This window comes from Mastigocoleus testarum BC008, assembly GCF_001456025.1.
In the GTDB taxonomy this organism is placed as follows: domain Bacteria; phylum Cyanobacteriota; class Cyanobacteriia; order Cyanobacteriales; family Nostocaceae; genus Mastigocoleus; species Mastigocoleus testarum.
In genome coordinates, this window is sequence record NZ_LMTZ01000035.1 from 1 (window position 1) to 18394 (window position 18394).

The 18394-nt window shown below is 36.6% G+C and carries 12 protein-coding genes; 8 read left to right on the forward strand and 4 right to left on the reverse strand.

From position 1 onward, the window contains the following. Positions 1–143: 143 nt before the first annotated feature. The 3 genes from BC008_RS06905 (at position 144) to pcrA (ending at position 3865) form a co-directional block, all read left to right on the forward strand. Positions 144–929: an N-formylglutamate amidohydrolase gene (locus tag BC008_RS06905; RefSeq protein ID WP_027845007.1), complete on the forward strand. Its 786-nt coding sequence runs from the start codon at positions 144–146 to the stop codon at positions 927–929. A 172-nt stretch (positions 930–1101) separates the two neighbouring features. Then, on the forward strand, positions 1102–1290 hold the full coding sequence (locus BC008_RS06910; RefSeq protein WP_036266859.1) for a hypothetical protein: 189 nt from the start codon (positions 1102–1104) through the stop codon (positions 1288–1290). A 247-nt stretch (positions 1291–1537) separates the two neighbouring features. Continuing rightward, positions 1538–3865, forward strand: a complete 2328-nt coding sequence (gene pcrA, locus BC008_RS06915) for a DNA helicase PcrA (protein WP_027845008.1) — start codon at positions 1538–1540, stop codon at positions 3863–3865. 164 nt (positions 3866–4029) lie between these two features. Here pcrA and BC008_RS06920 read toward each other — a convergent pair whose 3' ends face one another. The 4 genes from BC008_RS06920 to BC008_RS06935 all read right to left on the reverse strand — a co-directional run bounded on the left by BC008_RS06920 (position 4030) and on the right by BC008_RS06935 (position 9503). Next, a complete protein-coding gene (locus BC008_RS06920) occupies positions 4030–6219 on the reverse strand; it encodes a pentapeptide repeat-containing protein (RefSeq protein WP_058183368.1) in 2190 nt (729 codons plus the stop codon). Positions 6220–6598: 379 nt separating this feature from the next. Next, complete coding sequence (locus tag BC008_RS06925) at positions 6599–7243, reverse strand: retron system putative HNH endonuclease (RefSeq protein ID WP_027845009.1); 645 nt, start codon at positions 7241–7243, stop codon at positions 6599–6601. Beyond that, positions 7240–8493 (reverse strand): AAA family ATPase, encoded by a 1254-nt coding sequence (locus BC008_RS06930; RefSeq protein WP_027845010.1) that lies wholly within the window; start codon positions 8491–8493, stop codon positions 7240–7242. Before BC008_RS06930 ends, BC008_RS06925 begins: the two co-directional genes overlap by 4 nt. 17 nt (positions 8494–8510) lie before the next feature. After that, positions 8511–9503, reverse strand: coding sequence for a metallophosphoesterase family protein (locus tag BC008_RS06935; protein WP_027845011.1), 993 nt, complete (start codon positions 9501–9503; stop codon positions 8511–8513). A 126-nt stretch (positions 9504–9629) separates the two neighbouring features. Here BC008_RS06935 and BC008_RS06940 point away from each other — a divergent pair, with 126 nt between their 5' ends. The 5 genes from BC008_RS06940 (at position 9630) to BC008_RS06955 (ending at position 18151) form a co-directional block, all read left to right on the forward strand. Beyond that, positions 9630–10505: a hypothetical protein gene (locus tag BC008_RS06940; RefSeq protein ID WP_058183369.1), complete on the forward strand. Its 876-nt coding sequence runs from the start codon at positions 9630–9632 to the stop codon at positions 10503–10505. Between the two features lie 302 nt (positions 10506–10807). Continuing rightward, positions 10808–10960, forward strand: a complete 153-nt coding sequence (locus BC008_RS51195; protein ID WP_235595809.1) for a hypothetical protein — start codon at positions 10808–10810, stop codon at positions 10958–10960. 21 nt (positions 10961–10981) lie between these two features. Continuing rightward, entirely contained in the window at positions 10982–11359 is a 378-nt protein-coding gene (locus BC008_RS06945; RefSeq protein ID WP_235595810.1) for a GNAT family N-acetyltransferase, read from the forward strand. Positions 11360–12374: 1015 nt separating this feature from the next. Continuing rightward, complete coding sequence (locus tag BC008_RS06950) at positions 12375–14750, forward strand: GAF domain-containing sensor histidine kinase (protein ID WP_058183370.1); 2376 nt, start codon at positions 12375–12377, stop codon at positions 14748–14750. Positions 14751–15100: 350 nt separating this feature from the next. Next, positions 15101–18151 (forward strand): GAF domain-containing sensor histidine kinase, encoded by a 3051-nt coding sequence (locus BC008_RS06955; RefSeq protein WP_058183371.1) that lies wholly within the window; start codon positions 15101–15103, stop codon positions 18149–18151. Positions 18152–18394: the final 243 nt, after the last annotated feature.

Here is an 18394-nt window from a genome sequence, read left to right on the forward strand (position 1 = left end):
ATTGGCGTTTTCGTACAGAAGACGCTAGGAATAAGCTTTCTAAGATTTATCCAACCCATCAAAACTAATGAAAAAGACTACTAGAGTGTCTCACTTTATAAACGCGTCACGCTTTGCTAATGCTAATCCCTAGTTTCCCATCAATGTTCAATATATTTAAAATCTACCAACCCGAGGAGAAGGAATTACCTGTAATAGTCGATATCCCTCATAGTGGAATGTTTGTTCCTCCAGACATTTCAGCCCAATTTATCGAGGAGCATCTTCAATCTTTACCAAATACTGATTGGCATCTCGATAAAATGTACGATTTTTTACCAAAATTTGGGGTGACAATCATTCAAGCAACCCATAGTCGATATGTGGTGGACTTGAACCGTCAGATTAAAGAACCGACTTTTGGTTCTTTTTGGACATCAGTTATTCCTGAAAAAACAGCATTTAATCGCGATATTTACCAGCAAAAACCAAATAAAGAACAAATCCAACAACGTATCAAAAAATATTATCTTTCTTATCATGAAAGCTTAAGAGCGCTTGTGGAACAAAAATTGGAAGAATTTGGTAAGGTTTACCTTTTGGATTTACACAGCTTTTTTGGACCGATTACCGCAGATGTTTGTCTGGGAAATGTTAATAACCAAAGTTGTTCGGAGCGATTAATAAGGGCTGTAGAAAATAATTTTGCTCGATATGGCTATGAAGTTGTGCGCAACCAAGTTTTTAACGGTGGATATATCACCAGACATTACAGTCAAATACCAAATGTAGAAACTCTACAAATTGAAGTTCGCTATCACGTTTATCTTCAAGAAGACCAACTCGATCTACCCCAACCCCCATCTTGGGATGTTCCCCAATTTCATGCAGCAAAGATAAATTTTTATGATATTTTCTCTAAAATTGTTGCAGAAATTTTCAACAAATGAAAAATTAGGTTTTTCTAGTTTAAATTTAATTGGTTTGTATATAAAAATTACAGAAATTTTGTTACAAGCTAAAACTTTAGCTATATAGAGATTCAGGTGTTCCCATCCTGTGTCAGAATAGCTAACTACAATAAACTGTTAATTAACGATTAAATACTGAAGAGTTTTACTTATGAGTGGTTCTCCCAACCTTGGTGTCACAATTTTTTTATATATTGCTGGTATTTTATTGATAATTTTGGCAATAGTACTATTATTGCAAGCATTTGGAATACTCTCATTTCCAAAAGAAGCTATTTGGGCTTTGGTTCTACTCGCAATTGGTTCGGGAATTCTTGCTGGAGTTCGCCGTCGTGGTTGATTAAGGCTTTTTCTGTGGAATTTACTTACTGCTGTTTTTTATAAGTTATATCTCTATAACTATATTTCTGTAACTCATGAGTTTTTGATGAAAAATTTTACTTAATTTTTCATAGAGTCAATCGAAAATTAAATCTTGCCGAGGAAGTTTCGATATTCTCAATTTAACGACTAACATATTTAACTTTAAACGACAAAAGCTATACCATATCAGTTGCTTGAGTTAAAATTCTACAATTGCTCCACTTATGATCGCCACCTCTGACTTCCTCGGTCACCTCAATCCCTCCCAACGCCGTGCAGTAGAACATCACTGCGGTCCCTTATTAGTTGTTGCTGGTGCAGGTTCTGGTAAAACCCGAGCGCTAACGTTTCGCATCGCAAATCTAATTTTGAAACATCAGGTAAATCCAGAAAATATCCTAGCGGTAACTTTTACCAATAAAGCTGCACGGGAAATGAAAGAGCGTATTCAGAAATTATTTTCTGAGCAGCTGGCAATGCAGTATCATTCTACAAAATTTGATCTGCTGCCAGAATATGAGCAAACTAAATTAAAATCCCAAGTTTATAAAAATACTATTAAAGATTTGTGGTGTGGAACTTTCCACAGTTTATTGTCTCGGATTCTTCGTTTCGATATCGAAAAATATCAAGATGAAAAAGGACGTCAGTGGAAACGTAATTTTTCCATTTTTGACGAATCTGATGCTCAAAGTTTGGTTAAGGAAATTGTTACCAAACAACTAAACCTTGATGATAAAAAATTTAACCCCCGTTCGGTTCGTTATGCAATTAGTAACGCCAAAAACCAAGGTTTTTCACCAAAGGAATTAGAACGAGAGCGACCAGATTACAAAGGTCGAACCATTGCTCAGGTTTACGGTATCTATCAAGATAGATTAGCGGAAAATAATGCTCTCGATTTTGATGACCTAATTTTGATTCCCGTTCGCCTATTCCAGCAAAATGAACAGGTATTGAAATATTGGCATCATAAGTTTCGTCATATTTTAGTCGATGAATATCAAGATACCAACCGCACTCAATACGAACTTATTCGTTTGTTAGCAACAAACGGTGAAACTAATAAGAGTTTGTGGGACTGGGACAAAAGATCTGCATTTGTGGTCGGAGATGCAGATCAATCCATATATTCATTTCGGATGGCTGATTTCCGAATTTTGCTGGAATTCCAAGAAGATTTCGGTGATGGTTTACCAGATGAAGAGACCCAGACGATGGTGAAATTAGAAGAAAACTATCGTTCCTGTGAAAATATTCTTCAAGCTGCCAATGAATTAATTGAAAACAATACCCAGCGCATTGATAAAATTCTCAAAGCAACCCGTGGTAGTGGCGAACAGATTTATGCTCACAAAGCCGATGATGAAATTGCTGAAGCAGAGTTTGCAATTCATCAAATTCGGACTTTGGAACGAGAAAATCCAGATATTAACTGGGGTAGCTTTGCAATTCTCTACCGTACCAACGCCCAATCCCGCCCCTTTGAAGATATTTTAGTGCGTCAAGGTATTCCTTATTCTGTAGTTGGGGGATTAAAGTTTTACGATCGCAAAGAAATTAAAGATGTCCTCGCTTATTTAAGGGCTTTAGCTAATCCTGCTGATACGGTCAGTTTGTTAAGAATTATTAATACTCCTCGCCGTGGTATTGGTAAAGCTACAGTTGATAACTTGGTGAATGCGGCTCAAGAATTAGGTGTTAACCTTTGGGAAATACTTAGCGATGAAACCTCGGTAAATACTTTGGCGGGACGTTCGACAAAATCGGTGAATAAATTCGCTAAAATGATTGGCGATTGGCAAACCCAAATCGAAACAGTTTCAGTATCAGAAGTTTTACAAGCAGTATTGGAAGGTTCTGGCTACATTAAAGATTTGAAAACCCAAGGTACTGATGAAGCAGAAGATCGGTTACAGAACGTCCAAGAGCTTTATAACGCTGCATTGCAATTTGAAGAAGATAGCGATGATGTTTCTTTGCAAGCATTTCTTGCAAGTACGGCTTTAAGTTCGGATTTAGATAACCTTAAAGAAGGAAGTGAAGCTGTTTCATTAATGACTCTCCATGCTTCAAAAGGACTGGAATTTCCCGTAGTATTTTTAGTTGGTTTAGAACAGGGACTATTTCCTAACTACCGTTCGATGAACGATCCAGCAGCATTGGAAGAAGAGCGTCGTCTTTGTTACGTAGGAATTACCCGCGCCCAAGAAAGATTATTTTTATCTCACGCACGGGAACGACGCCTTTATGGTAGTAGAGAACCAGCTATGCGATCGCAATTCTTCGACGAGTTACCAGAAGAATTATTAACCACTCAATCGCGAAGACGGATGGAACGTAGAAGTAAAAGTCCTGCATTTGCTGTTAATGGAGTAGATAGCAACCAAAATTGGCAGGTTGGGGAAAGAGTGTTACATAAAGCTTTTGGAATAGGTGAAATCACACATGTTTTTGGTGGAGGTAAGAAGATATCAGTAGCAATTAAGTTTTCTGGTTTGGGTCAAAAAATTATCGATCCTCAAGTCGCTCAGTTACAACGGATGAATTAGATTGCATCGCGAATGAGTTTTGACTTATTATTTGTGACTCCTGTAGAGACGTAGCAGAGCCTACGGCGTCGGCGTTTGAACGCATCCTAGCGGATGTTCGCTGTAAGCGCGTGCAAACACCGCAGGTGCGGCTCAGCCTCTGCTACGTCTCTACGACTAATGACTTATTCCTCTTTGGGAAAAGTAATCTTGATGGTTTTTGTAATTTTTACCTGTTTCTGCTTTTTGGATGACGAGCGATCGCGCTTGTCATCTTCACAACCGTTGGGTATTTCAACTGTAAAGTGGGACAAGATGTAAAATATCAAACGCTCTAACTTTACACTTTCGCGTGAGCGGATAATCAAAAGTAAAACAATTAAAAATAGTAATATACAGGCGTTATACTGATAGTTCAGTATTTCAACTTTTGCGACTAAATCTGGGTCACATTTAGCTTTCTCCCAATTTTGCGCGAAAAAGATTTGTTCTGCTTTGAGATTTTTTGCACCAGAAAAATCAGCAATTTCAATATTGGTATTCTCAAAATTGGTTCCACAAAGATCTGCAAAATAAAGCTCAGCAGCGGATAAATTAGCTTCCTGAAACTGAGCATCTCGGAGGTTTGCTCCTTGTAAATTTGCTTTGCGTAGATAAGCACCTCGAAAATTAGCTCCTCGGAGGTCAGCTATTTTCAGTACAGCTTTTTCCAAGATTGCTTTTTCTAAGTTAGCTCCTGTAAACTTAGTTGCTTCTAAATTTGCTCGATAAAAATCGGCTACCTGTAAGTGAGCTTTATGGAGATCGGCTTTACACAAGACCGCACGACGTAAATCTGCTACTCTTAAATCTGCTTCTAACAGTTCGGCTGCTTGAAGATTAGCATTCTGAAGATGTGCCATCCATAAATTAGCTCCTTTGAGTTTCGCTTGTTCGAGATTAGCTTCCTCAAGGTTAGCTTCTTGAAGATTAGCATTACCTAATTCAGCTTTGTATAAGTCTGCACCTTGTAATTGAGCTTTATAGAGATTGCTATTGGAAAGATAAGCTTCTTTTAAGTTTGCTTGCTGTAGTTGAGATTCTTGTAGAAATGCTCTGCGAATATAAGCATTTTCTAAGTTAGCTTTTTGAAGATTAGCTTTTTCTAAAATGCTTCCTTGGATATGTGCTTCTTGTAAATTAGCTTCTTGGAGATTAGCTTCTCGCAAATCCGCAGATTTTAGTTCGGCGTTTTGTAAATTCGCTGCTTGAAGATTAGCTGCTTGCAAAGTAATTTCGATTAAAGTAGCTTTTTGCAGATTCGCTTTGGAGAAATTAGCTTGGGGAAGAAATTTAGTTTCTCGTAAATCTGCTTGCTGTAAATTTGCTTCTGCAAAATTAGTATTTTGTAAATCTGCTCCCCAAAGGTTGGCTTTTTGGAGGTTAGCTGCTTGGAGATTTGCGCCTTTGAGATCGGCTTCTCGTAGATTAGCTTGTTCCAAATAAGCATTTTGGAGATTAGCATCTTGCAAATCTAATTTTTTTTCTTGCAAAATCGCACTCACATCACGACCGGGAATAATCTGGCTAACCAATTCTTGAACTAGTTTCCACTTAGGTTCTAACTGAGTTTCATCACTGATTTCAGTATTTTTGAGATTGGTTCCTTTAAGATTAGCCATGCGTAGATTTGCATCATATAAATTTGCATAGCTTAAATCCGCTCCTTGGAGATTGCTAGAACGGAGGTCGCACCCCCAAAGATGTGCATAACTTAGATTTGCTCCTTGGAGATTTGTTTCCCTAATATTAGAGCCTTTAAGGTTAGCTCCTCGAAGATTTACTTTTTGAAGCTTAGCTCCTTCAAGATCTGCTTTTTCAAGTATGGCTTCACTCAAATTTGCTTCTTCCAAGTCAATTTGTTTTAAATCTCGACCTACAACACTTTTGTTGACAATTTCCCAGACAAGTTTCCATTTGCGATCAAACTTCGTCTTGATACTAATTTGACTACCTTTGAGATTAGCACCTCTTAAATCAGCACCTTGAAAATTGACTCCACCTAGGCGCGCTTCTTGTAAATCTGCATTTTGAAGATTAGCTTGTTCAAAATTACTTCCTCGCAAGTCTGCTCTACAAAAATCAGCATTTTGTAACTGCGCGTCTTGAAAATTTACACCTTGAAGTTCTACATCTTTAAAATTAGCTCTTTGAAGTTTAGCTCCTTTAAAATTAGCTTTTTGTAGATTTGAATCTTGGAAATTTGCACCTTCAAGATTTGCATTTTGAAAATTTGCACCTTGGAGATTCTTATAATGAAAATCTGCACCTGCAAGGTCTTGACCGCCGAAATCGTTTTCTTCAGGTTCTTGACCGAATAATCTTTCAATAGACATAAGTAATTATATTAACAGATTAGTATATCTGTTAATTTTGATGCATTATTCTTACGAAATCACCTGTATGTGGATACAATTCAAAATCTTAGAAATTTAAATATTCTAAATTTAAATATATCTCTAAAAGATTAATTTTTTTGCTTAATATAATCACATACTTTACTAAAAATCCGATCAAATTTTAATAACTATCAAATATCTAAGATTATTTTCAGACACGATTATTTGTCTGCAGCAATCACAGTACAAGCGCATCTATATATCTTGCAAAATAGTTGTAAATACCTGCTAACAATAAAGCCCAGAATAAATTATAACGGTATTAATTGTTTAATTTATGTGTAAAAATTCTTAAACTAATAGTGAATACGAGGGACTAAAAATATTGCTTAAATGTATAAGCAACAGCAGCCCAAAAAGGTGTATACTGACCCTCGGAATCCATTTCTTGATAGGCTTGGGCGAGGGTATGTATTTCTCCGTCATCCAATTCTTCAACTATTTGTAATGCTGCATCAATCGCCTTTCTCCGCATCTTTGTAAGTTTATTGATATTTAAAGCCAGTTTTGCGATTGTAGTTTCAGCAGCATCTAGTTTATCGGGATTATCCGCAGCTAAAATTTCCCCAGAACCAGTGTATTTAAAATAATCTGGACAGTTTGGATCTAAGGGAGAAATCATTAAATCTTCATCAAACCAAGCACCCTTTTTATGACCGCAATGAACTGGTTTGGTTGGTCTTTGTTCGTCTTCTCCCTGACAAGAAACTATCAAATTGGTATAGCTGAAGGTTAAATGTTTGTATTGGCTTTTGGGTCGATAGTGTTCAATGTGACAATTTTTTCTGAAGATACGAATCCCGCAGTAGCAACAAATGTGACCTTGTTCCTTTAACAGAGCATGATACACATCGGTTTTGACTGATTTATTAAAGGATTTCCAATTCGGCGTTTTATTCCTGAGTCTGTCATTGTAGCCAGTCAAACTACCTGGTTCTGGATTCTTGTGGATATATTTCATTTGTTGAGAATTTCCTTGCGACGAATTAGAACATCAGCGCGGACAAATTCTGGTTCATCTTCTCCAATCTGCAGAGCTAAATCCCGACGTAATTGTTTTGCACCTTCCAAATCTCCTTCATCAATAAATTTGAATAGCTGCTGCAAGCTATTTTTGATTTCTTGAGGTCTTTCGGGAACCTCCATTAAGTCCTCTAAGATACAATTGGTATCTCTACCAAAAGAGTTTTCTGGTTTCAGTGCAATGATACCTTCTGCTGTATTTTCAATAATATGAATTCCCTCAGGTTTAACGTGGCTAATTACCTGGGGTGAATGGGTAGTAACAATAAACTGACAATTAGGAAAAGTTTTACTTAAAGCCGGAATAATTTCCCTTTGCCATTGGGGATGTAAGTGTAGTTCAACTTCATCAATTAAAATAATACCATTGCCTTCTAAAGGTTCTTCAAGTCCGGGGTTTGCGATCGCTAAGCGTCTTGCTAAATCCCCCACCATTGCAAGGAGACATTTTTCTCCATCGGAAAGTTGACTGACATTGAGTTCTCGCTCCTGCTTCTTCACTGTCATCCTTAAAGGAGAACGACGGATTCTCAAATCGGATAATCCTGGAATCAGAGAATAAATAGCCTGTCGAACAACTTCTAATTGATGATTGGTATAATTAGCATCATCTCTTCTCTCTTCATTCTCCAAGTCTTCCCATTTTCTGAACCACTGAAAGAAGTTATTAAAGTTTATTTTCGTACCATGTAGGGATTCTTCGTAAGCTGTTACTCGATCTACAGAATGCTTTTTCCTAACTCTCAAAGGAATATCAACAACAGCGCGATTTACAGAGTAATGAACTACAACAGTTAGATTAAAATTTGGGTCAGCCTTCAGACTATCCTGGGTAGACTCAATTAATTTACGTAATTGTGTCAAATCGGTACTACTATTTTTACTACGTTTTTTTTGGAGTTTTCCAAGGGACCAAGTTACGTCACCTTCCGTAGTCATAACTGTTATTTCATTACATGTTTCTTGAGATCCTTCTCTGATATCTTGTTCTCGGAATAATCTACCTGAAGTGCTGGGGTATTGAACCGGACTGGTATACCGAGAGAGAAGAATGGCGATGCAATCAAGAATACTAGATTTACCAACGCCATTAATACCAATAAACACGTTAGGTTCGCACTCTTGGAATTCTAGCGTCATATCGCTAACTCCCCGAAAAGAGTGCATCTTAATATGTTTGATTTTCATGCTTGAAATTAATTTGATTAAATTAATCCAGATTTAACCAGCAAATGACTTGATTTTAATGAGATGATACCTCGGTCAAAAACTTCATTGTCAGTACCAATTCCGCTAATTTCTATCCGATCTGCATATACATTGTATGCAGCAAAACTTAATTTACTTGCAGAATATTCAGTCCATTCGGAACGTCCTACCGGACGGGTAGTAGCACCACCACCACATACAATATAAGTAGTACCGTTTATTGGGCGGGTACGCTCATAATTGTGCTCGTGTCCATTAATATAAAGTTGAACGCCATACTTTTTAAATAGTGGAGTTAGGACATCAATGAAAGGTTTATTCACTCCATAAACACCAGATGAATAAATTTGATGATGACCAAAAATAATTTTCCAAATAGCCTTACTATTACTCAGTTCTTTTTCTAACCAAAGAAGTTGATTTTGCCAATCAGCATTACGGTTAGTATCTAAAGCAAAAAATTGTACGGGACCGCGATGAAAAGTGTAGTATCTTCCTTGCATATTAAAGCCAAAGTATTTAACTTGGGGCTCGCCATTTGCAGTTCGGATATCGTGGTTCCCTAAAACAGCATAAAACTTTACACCTTGCTTCAGTAAGGAAGCATAGGGACACTCAAAAACTGAATTAATCTTTTCAATCTCACCATTTGTATAAATATTATCTCCAGCTAAAATAACCAGATCGTAAGGATTTTGACGGCGATAATTTATCATAGATTGTGCTACAGAATACTGACCATCTCCACCGGTTCCCGTATCAGCTACGGATGTGAATCGTAAAAGTAAATCGTTTTTGTTCGATTCTTTGTTGGTGGAAATTTGGGATCGTAAACTTGAAGCAAAAATTGGGGGATTAAAAGTAGTTATACTACCAGCAAGATAAGCTGGTCCAAATTTAATAGGTCCAGATTTAATAAATCCATCTTTAATAAAATTAACAAAACTAAAACTACCCAGAGATATAAATCTACGCCGTTTCAATGACATATCTGATAATTAATAATTCAACAACTTGACCAAAAGTAGTTAAGTGATAAATTATGGCTGAAGATGCGATCCACCTTCCGAATTTATCTTATTTTTTTTCGATCCGCTGTTTTCTAGGAAACTTCCATGTCACAAGAAAAGCCAAATCCACAACCGCCACAATCACGATCAAATCCAGAACTGGAAGACAATTATTCAGAGGATCGAGAACCATTTTTGGGTCAGACAATTAATCCGTCACCAACACCTAGCGTTCTTGAAAAACTCCAGTCGATTTGGAATAGTGCTTTAGTTAAAATTCGTTCCCTCTTACCAGAAAATATAGCTTCAAAGTTGTCAGACCGGGCTTTAACAGGAATTGTTATCGCGATCGCTTTCCTGGTTGTCGGTATAAGTGTAAATACTTTTAGTCCCAAGTCCAAGGCGATCGCAACTGCTCCGACCCCAGAACAAGTTTCTGATTCCCAAATAACTCCAAAAACAGAATCAGTTACATCGGTCGCACCACCCGAACAACAAATCGCCCAATCTCCACTTCCAACAGAACAAAGTGAATCAGAGTTAAAAAATACGAATTTACAAACTCCAAAAGCTCCATCTTCTCTAGCACAAGAAAAAACTTCCTCCAATTCAGACGAAAAGCAAACTATAAAAAAACAACAAGTTACTGCACCATTAACCCTGGAACAAAAATTATTCACGATAATTGAAAATCAAATTACAGAAGCGATCACTAGTCTGCATGAAGATACACAAATTGAAACTTTTTCTAGTAATCCCATTGATGCTGTCCGAGTTGACTTTGCTAGTAGTACCCTTAGCTTGAAAATTAGTGATGATTGGTATTCTCTCACCCATCCGGACCAAGATAAACTTGCAGCAGAAATCCTAGAACGCTCCAAAGAGCTTGATTTTGTCCACCTAGAAATTACTGATTCCAAAAATAAGCTGATAGCGCGTAACCCTGTTGTGGGAAGTAAAATGATTATTCTCAAAAGGTAGAAATCAGGTGTCATTGGTAGAACTACAAACAGTTCTCAATAAGTTCAGTAGATTAAAAATCATGTAGAGACGCGGCATGCCGCGTCTGTCATAAATTATTATTAATATGCAATTTATTTATTAAAGTGCTTTTGCACTACTTTGCCTTTGTTGACTGTCATTGAGTAAAAACTAAATTCTATGCAGAAAAATCCTCACTGTCGTTACTTAAGTGAGGAAATTCCTGCTTGAATTTTTGATTTGCGATCGCCTCACAACTTTTCACGCAACTCAATCTTGAACAACTCAACAAAGGAATTTGAATGCAATTCAACCCACTTTTTACAGGAAAATTGCTACGCCTTGCTGCACCCCAATCTGAAGATAATGAGTATTTTGCTCGTTGGTCTAATGATGACGAATATCTGCGCTTAGCAGATAATGACCCTGCAAAACCAATGACACCCGAAGATTAGAATCAATTTGAATCTTCTGTTTTGAAATCGCCAAATTCCTATAATTTTCGCCTCCGTACCCTTACAGATGATATTCTCATTGGAAGTGTTGGCTTATTTGAAATTCAATGGACGCATCAGAACGCTTCTATGGGTATTGCTATTGGCGATCCGGCTTACTGGAATAAAGGTTACGGTACTGATGCAATGAAATTGATTCTAGGATATGGGTTTCGGGAACTGAATCTTTATCGTATCAGTTCAACGACAATCGCTTATAATTTTCGTGCGATGAAAGCACATGAAAAAGTAGGATTTCGGCGTGAAGGGTTACAAAGAAATAGCATCAAACGTGAAGGGCAACGTTTTCACCTCATTTACTACGGGATTTTACGTACAGAATGGGTAAAATATAGCTAGAAATCTATGAGAAAAAATCACACCATGTTCGCCACTTAAAATATCTGGATCTACTCAAGCCCTCCATTTTGTTGGAGGGTTTAGGAAGAGCAAAATCTTAAAAATCTAGAATTGTGGTTTTTGTAATACTCCCAGACTTTCAATGAGTAGATCCCTGAATTTTATTCTCAATTTATTATATTTATCTGCTTATCTTTTGTAACCATAAATTTTTCAAATACCTTATTCAATAGCAGATAATGTTCTTTTAATTTTCTCAGGATTTTCTAATAATGCTCTCAGAATTTTTGAATAGTTATTATTTACAATAATTATTGTAATTATTTTGTTGACTGTTTTTTGATATTATTTATTTCGTTTAACTTAAGTATCTCTTCCTCGTAAATAGTCCATTATCGTTATTTGTCTCAATACTAAATCTATCGGTAGATGCCATTAGAGGTAAATCAAGATTATTTTAAGTAGTTAAGTTATATGTGAAATTTAACGAAAAGACTACAAAAAGACTAAGCATTCAGCTAGTAACATGATCTAACCATTTAATATTCAATTGCGAGCAGATAAATGCCTATCCTAACAGTATTTCTCAGCGAAATAAATCACAATTATCTCTATATAGCCCTCTTTAATAATAAGCTGTGAGGAAATTTAAGATAATTTTATTCGGACAGAGATATTATTAATGTGGTTTAATTAGCACAAAGCTTTTATCTACATAATCAAGCATCTTTTTATTTATTTAAAGCCTAAATGATTCCAAGTACCTATGGGTACTAACTCTTTTTATACTATCTATCTCAATTAAATTGGGTGTGGCTCTTTTAGAAATACAAATTAAGTCTCGAAATTAGTATATTTTGGCTTGAACCGTGAGACACAGCGTAGCCGAACACGCTTAAAGAAATATATTCTCGAAGTGCTGGTGCTTTCCCCGCAAGGGAAAGTCATCGTTAGAGATTTCATTTATTGGAAGTCTCTAAAACTTTTGTTGTAAAGTTCCCTAATTACCAAAGCTATGCAGTTAAGTTCACAGAAGCTAAAAAAACAACTGGATTTCTTCACCAAGGATTTTAAAGATGAGCCAGAAAAACAAAAAGTACTGGCGAGCATAATTCAGAAGATTCTGGAGCCAATGGATTTTAACGCAACTTTTGAAACAGTTGTTGCTCAAGTACGACAGTTGCTCAATGCCGATCGGGTGGGTATTTTTCGATTCAGTTCTGAAAATGACTGGGAAGGAACATTTGTTTTTGAAGATGTTGGAACAGGTTGGGATTCAATACTAGGAGAAAAAATCCAGGATCGCTGTTTTGGAGAAAAATTTGCTGCTGATTATTCCCAAGCAAGAAAACAGGTAATTACGGATATTTATGCACCACAGGTAAACGATTGTTATGTAGAGATACTGGGCAAATTCCAAGTTAAAGCTAATTTGGTAATTCCTCTAATTAGAGACAAGCAATTATGGGGTTTAGTATGTGTTCATCAATGTAGTAGCACTCGTGAATGGAAACCTTCTGAAATCAAATTTGTGAGCACAATTGCTAAGCTTTTGAGAGTTGTAATTGAAAAGCTTGATCGGATTGACAAGACAGACTTAATTAAAAATCTGGATTATATGAAGCAGCGCCAAAGGATTATCCTTGGGGTTGTTGAAAAAATACACCAGTCACTTGATATTAAAACAATTTTATCAATAACAACACTAGAGGTTCGGGAACTCCTGGAAGTAGATCGCGTTGGTATTTTTCAGTTTAATCCTGATTGGAGTGGTAATTTTGTTGCTGAATCGTTTGAACAACCTTGGGTTCCCTTGATTGACATGTCCTATCCAATTAAAGATACTTCTCTGCAAGAGACTCAGGGGGGACGCTACAGGAATAATGAGACTTTTGCTATTAATGATATTTATCAAGCTGGACTTACTGATTGTCATATAGGTTTATTAGAGCAATTTCAAGCTAAAGCCTTTGCGATCGCTCCAATTTTAATAGGGGATAAACTTTGGGGATTAATAGCCGCATATCAAAATTCTTCATCTAGAAATTGGCAAACAGATGAAATTGAACTGTTAGCCCAAATTGGTTCCCAGGTAGCTGTGGCATTAAGTCACCACGAATCATTAGCCAAGACCTGGTATCAGTTTGAACAACAAAAGGCATTAATTCTTGCGATCGCCCGAATGAGGCAATCTGTAAATTTAGAAAATATTTTCCAGACTACTGTTGTCGAAGTCCGTCAGCTACTCAAAGCAGACCGAGTAGCTATATTCCGTTTCGATCCAGGAAATCAATGGGAAGGAGAAGTAATCCACGAAGATGTGGCTTTGGGTTTTAACTCAACCCTCAAAGATAAAGTTTACGACCACTGTTTCGCCCAAAACTATGTACCACTCTATCGCCAAAATCGAGTCAGTACAATTTCAGATATTTACCAACAGGACTTCAAACAATGCTACATACAAATGTTAGAAAGATTTCAGGTGCGTGCCAATTGTGTCGCACCCTTAATCAAAGAGGGTGAACTATGGGGTTTACTGTGCATTCACCAAAGCGAAATTACTAATCCGATTAACTTTATTGTTGAGAACCTCACTGATGTAAGTAAATGCACCCAAAATCTGTTTGAAATCACCAACCTTTACCAGCATACTTACCCCGAAGCATCACCAGCCATCGAACAGCGAATTCAAGAGCTTGATGCAGATCTGCAAAACAAAGATTTATACGAAACTCTCAAATCAATGAGAATTGGAGCAAAGCAGGTTGGTCAAACTTTAGGGTTACTGGAAAAATTCTCCCGTCCAGATCGAGCCGAACAGAAGTTAGCAGACATCACCGAAGAATTGGATAATACTCTACTTCTGTTGGAACATCGATTGAAAGCTAATGACAAATATCCAGGAATTGAGGTTGTGAAGAAATATGACACACTGCCATTAGTCGAATGTTATCCAGACCTATTAAACCAAGTATTTATAAAGATTTTGCTCCATCACATTGATGCTTTAAAGAAAAAATTTGTGGACATTTCCCAACAATACTTAAAATCATCAACTCAATCTCCTCATGTACCTCTATTTATCTGGGTTACGACTCAAACGATTGACAACAAAATTAGTATTAAATTTACTGATAATAGTGAGGGTATGACGGAATTACAGCGTTCTTTTGTTTTTGAACCTGAACCAATTTCTAAAACAAAAGAAATTCCTCAAAAAACAGAGTTGAACTTAGCTATTTGTCATCAAATTGTGGTGGAAAAACATCAAGGTGAACTTAAATGTTTTTCTCAATTAGGTCAGGGAACAGAATTTTTGATTCAAATTCCCACTACATCAACTACTGCTATAGAATACTCTCCAAATTCCAAAATGTTTTTGAGTAAATAACGTAAATAATAGAGAGTAATGAATGATATCAATTTCGATAAAATCAGATAAACTAATAAATTAGCCTGAAAAACATAACTCCCTGCGCTTATATTTTGCACCCAGCATAGTAAAGGCTGTGTTTAACTTTAACTACATAAGTCACAAGTATTAGTAGTTACAAACAAAAAATATTTCTATGTGCGTACATCCTGGCAAAAACAAACCTTAAGGCTCGCGCAAGTATTTTATTTCTTTGAACACCTAAATTATTGCAAGTACGCATATTTACTGGCAGTTTTTATTCTGTTTGACTCGAGAAAATTTGATTATAAAAACCTTCGTTGTAAAGTTCCCTAGTTATCAAAGCCATGCAATTAATTTCACAAAAACTAAAAAAAGAACTGGATTTCTTCAGCAATGATTTTAAAGATGAGCCAGAACAACAAAAAATACTGGCGAGAATAATTGAGGAAATTCGGCAAGCAACAGATTTGAACAAAACCTTTGAAACAATTGTTGCCCAAGTACGACAGTTGCTTAATGCTGATCGGGTGGGTATTTTCCAATTTGTTCCTGAAAATGACTGGGAAGGAACATTTGTTTTTGAAGACGTTGGAACAGGCTGGGATTCAATACTAGGAGAAAAAATCCAGGATCGCTGTATCGGAGGAAAATTGGCTGCTGATTATTCCCAAGCTAGAGTACAAGCGATTACGGATATTTATGCACCACAGGTAAATGATTGTTATGCACAAATGCTGTGCAAATTCCAAGTTAAAGCTAATTTGGTAATTCCTCTAATTAGAGATAAGCAATTATGGGGTCTAGTATGCGTTCATCAATGTAGTAACACTCGTGAGTGGAAAGGTTGTGAAATAAAACTTGTTCTCACAATTGCTAAGCTTTTAAGAGTTACAATTGAAAAGCTTGATCGGATTGAAAAGGCAGATTTGGCTCAAAAGCTGGATCGGGTAAAGCAGCGCCACAAAATTATTCTTGAAGCTATTGAAAAAATACGCCAGTCACTTGATATTAAAACAATCTTATCAACAACAACACTACAAGCTCGACAACTTCTGGAAGTAGATCGGGTTGCTATCTTTAAATTCAATCCTGATTGGAGTGGTAATTTTGTTGCTGAATCATTTGAACAACCTTGGACACCTTTAATTGGAGTCGTTCCTGTAATTCATGACACTTTTCTTCAAGAAACTCAGGGGGGACGCTACGCTAATCAGGAAACTTTCGTAGTCGATGATATTTATCAAGCCGGACTTAGTGATTGTCATATAGGTTTATTAGAGCAATTTCAAGCTAAAGCCTTTGTGATCGCTCCGATTTTACAGAGCAATAAGCTTTGGGGATTAATAGCTGCATATCAAAATTCTTCTTCTAGACATTGGCAAACAGATGAAATTGAACTGTTAGCCCAAATTACTTCCCAGGTAGCTGTAGCGTTAAGCCACAACGAACTATTAGGTAATACCCAGTACCAAGTAGAACAGCAAAAAGCATTAATTCGTACACTCGCTCGAATGAGGAAGTCTGTAAATTTAGAAAATATCTTCCAGACTACTGTTGTCGAAGTCCGTCAGCTACTTAAAGTAGACCGAGTAGCTATATTCCGTTTCGATCCAGGAAATCAATGGGAAGGAGAAGTAATCTATGAAGATGTGGCTTTGGGTTTTAAATCAACCCTCAAAGATAAAGTTTATGACCACTGTTTTGCGCAAAACTATGTACCAATCTATCGCCAAAATCGAGTCAGTACGATTTCAGATATTTACCAACAGGATTTCAAAGAATGCTACGTACAAATGTTAGAAAGATTTCAGGTGCGTGCCAATTGTATCGCACCCCTAATCAAAGAGGGTGAACTATGGGGTTTATTGTGCATTCATCAATGTGACAAACCTCGAGAGTGGGAATCTTCTGATATTGACTTCGTGTATCAAATTGCCGAAAAATTAGGAGTAGCATTAACGCAAGATGCTCATAGTGAAAAAGTTCACAATGACATGAAAGTAAAAGCTGCGGAAGCCGAACAAGCGGTGGAACAGCAAAAGTTATTAGCGGTAACTATAGATAAAATACGTCGGTCTCTCGATATCCAAACTATTTTGGAAACTAGTACCCAAGAAGTACGAGAACTACTTAATGTTGACAGAGTTTCTATCTATCGCTTTGACTCAGATTGGAAAGGTGAATTCGTCGCAGATTCCTTTAAAGATGGTTTGCAGCCCCAAGTAAAGACACAAGCAGTTATGATGCCAGCATTTGTAAATGCAAATCAGAATGGCAATTTACCACGTAACGAAATTTTTGCTCCCATTTCTCAAGGTGAAAAATTGTGGGGATTATTAATAGCTCATCAACACTCCTACCCACGTCATTGGAAAGAACATGAAATTGACTTACTCAATCAAGTTGGAGTGCAACTGGGAGTTGGGATTGAGCAAGGAGAATTACTCCAACACAGTAAAGATCGAACTGCAGAAATTAGCAAAACTTTTGAAGAAATCAAGCAAACTCAGGAATACTTAATCCAGGGTGAGAAAATGGACAATCTGGCACATTTGCTTGGTGGTATTCTCAGCGAAATTACTAATCCGATTAACTTTATTGTTGAGAACCTCACTGATGTAAGTAAATGCACCCAAAATCTGTTTGAAATCACCAATCTTTACCAGCATACTTACCCCGAAGCATCACCAGCCATCGAACGGCGAATTCAAGAGCTTGATGCAGATCTGCAAAACAAAGATTTATACGAAACTCTCAAATCAATGAGAATTGGAGCAAAGCAGGTTGGTCAAACTTTAGGGTTACTGGAAAAATTCTCCCGTCCAGATCGAGCCGAACAGAAGTTAGCAGACATCACCGAAGAATTGGATAATACTCTACTTCTGTTGGAACATCGATTGAAAGCTAATGACAAATATCCAGGAATTGAGGTTGTGAAGAAATATGACACACTGCCATTAGTCGAATGTTATCCAGACCTATTAAACCAAGTATTTATAAAAATTTTGCTCCATCACATTGATGCTTTAAAGAAAAAATTTGTGAACATTTCCCAACAATACTTAAAACCATCAACTCAATCTCCTTATATACCTCTATTTATCTGGATTACAACTCAAATTATTGACAACAAAATTAGTATTAAATTTACTGATAATAGTGAGGGTATGACGGAATTAAATCGTTCTCAGGTTTTTGAACCAATTTCTAAAACAAAAGAAATTCCTCAAAAAACAGGATTGAACTTAGCTATTTGTCATCAAATTGTGGTGGAAAAACACCAAGGTGAACTTAAATGCTTTTCTCAATTAGGTCAGGGAACAGAATTTTTGATTCAAATTCCTACTACACCAACTACGGCTATAGAATACTCCCAAACTTCTAAAGTATTTTGAGTCAGGGGTAGCCTTAGTAAATAGGCTAACGCCAAACAATAGAAACTTACAAAGAGTCAGAGCTTCTAAAACTTAGTTCCCAAGCTGAGCCCATTCGTAATAATTTAAAGAAAAATTATTTTTGTCAAAAGTAATTAATCTATATAGTACTAATGGACTGAGTCTGGGAACCAGAAACAAGAGTAATAAGGTTTTAATTGAGAATTGTGTAACTCAAAAAATTTTTAAAAATTACCAATCCCC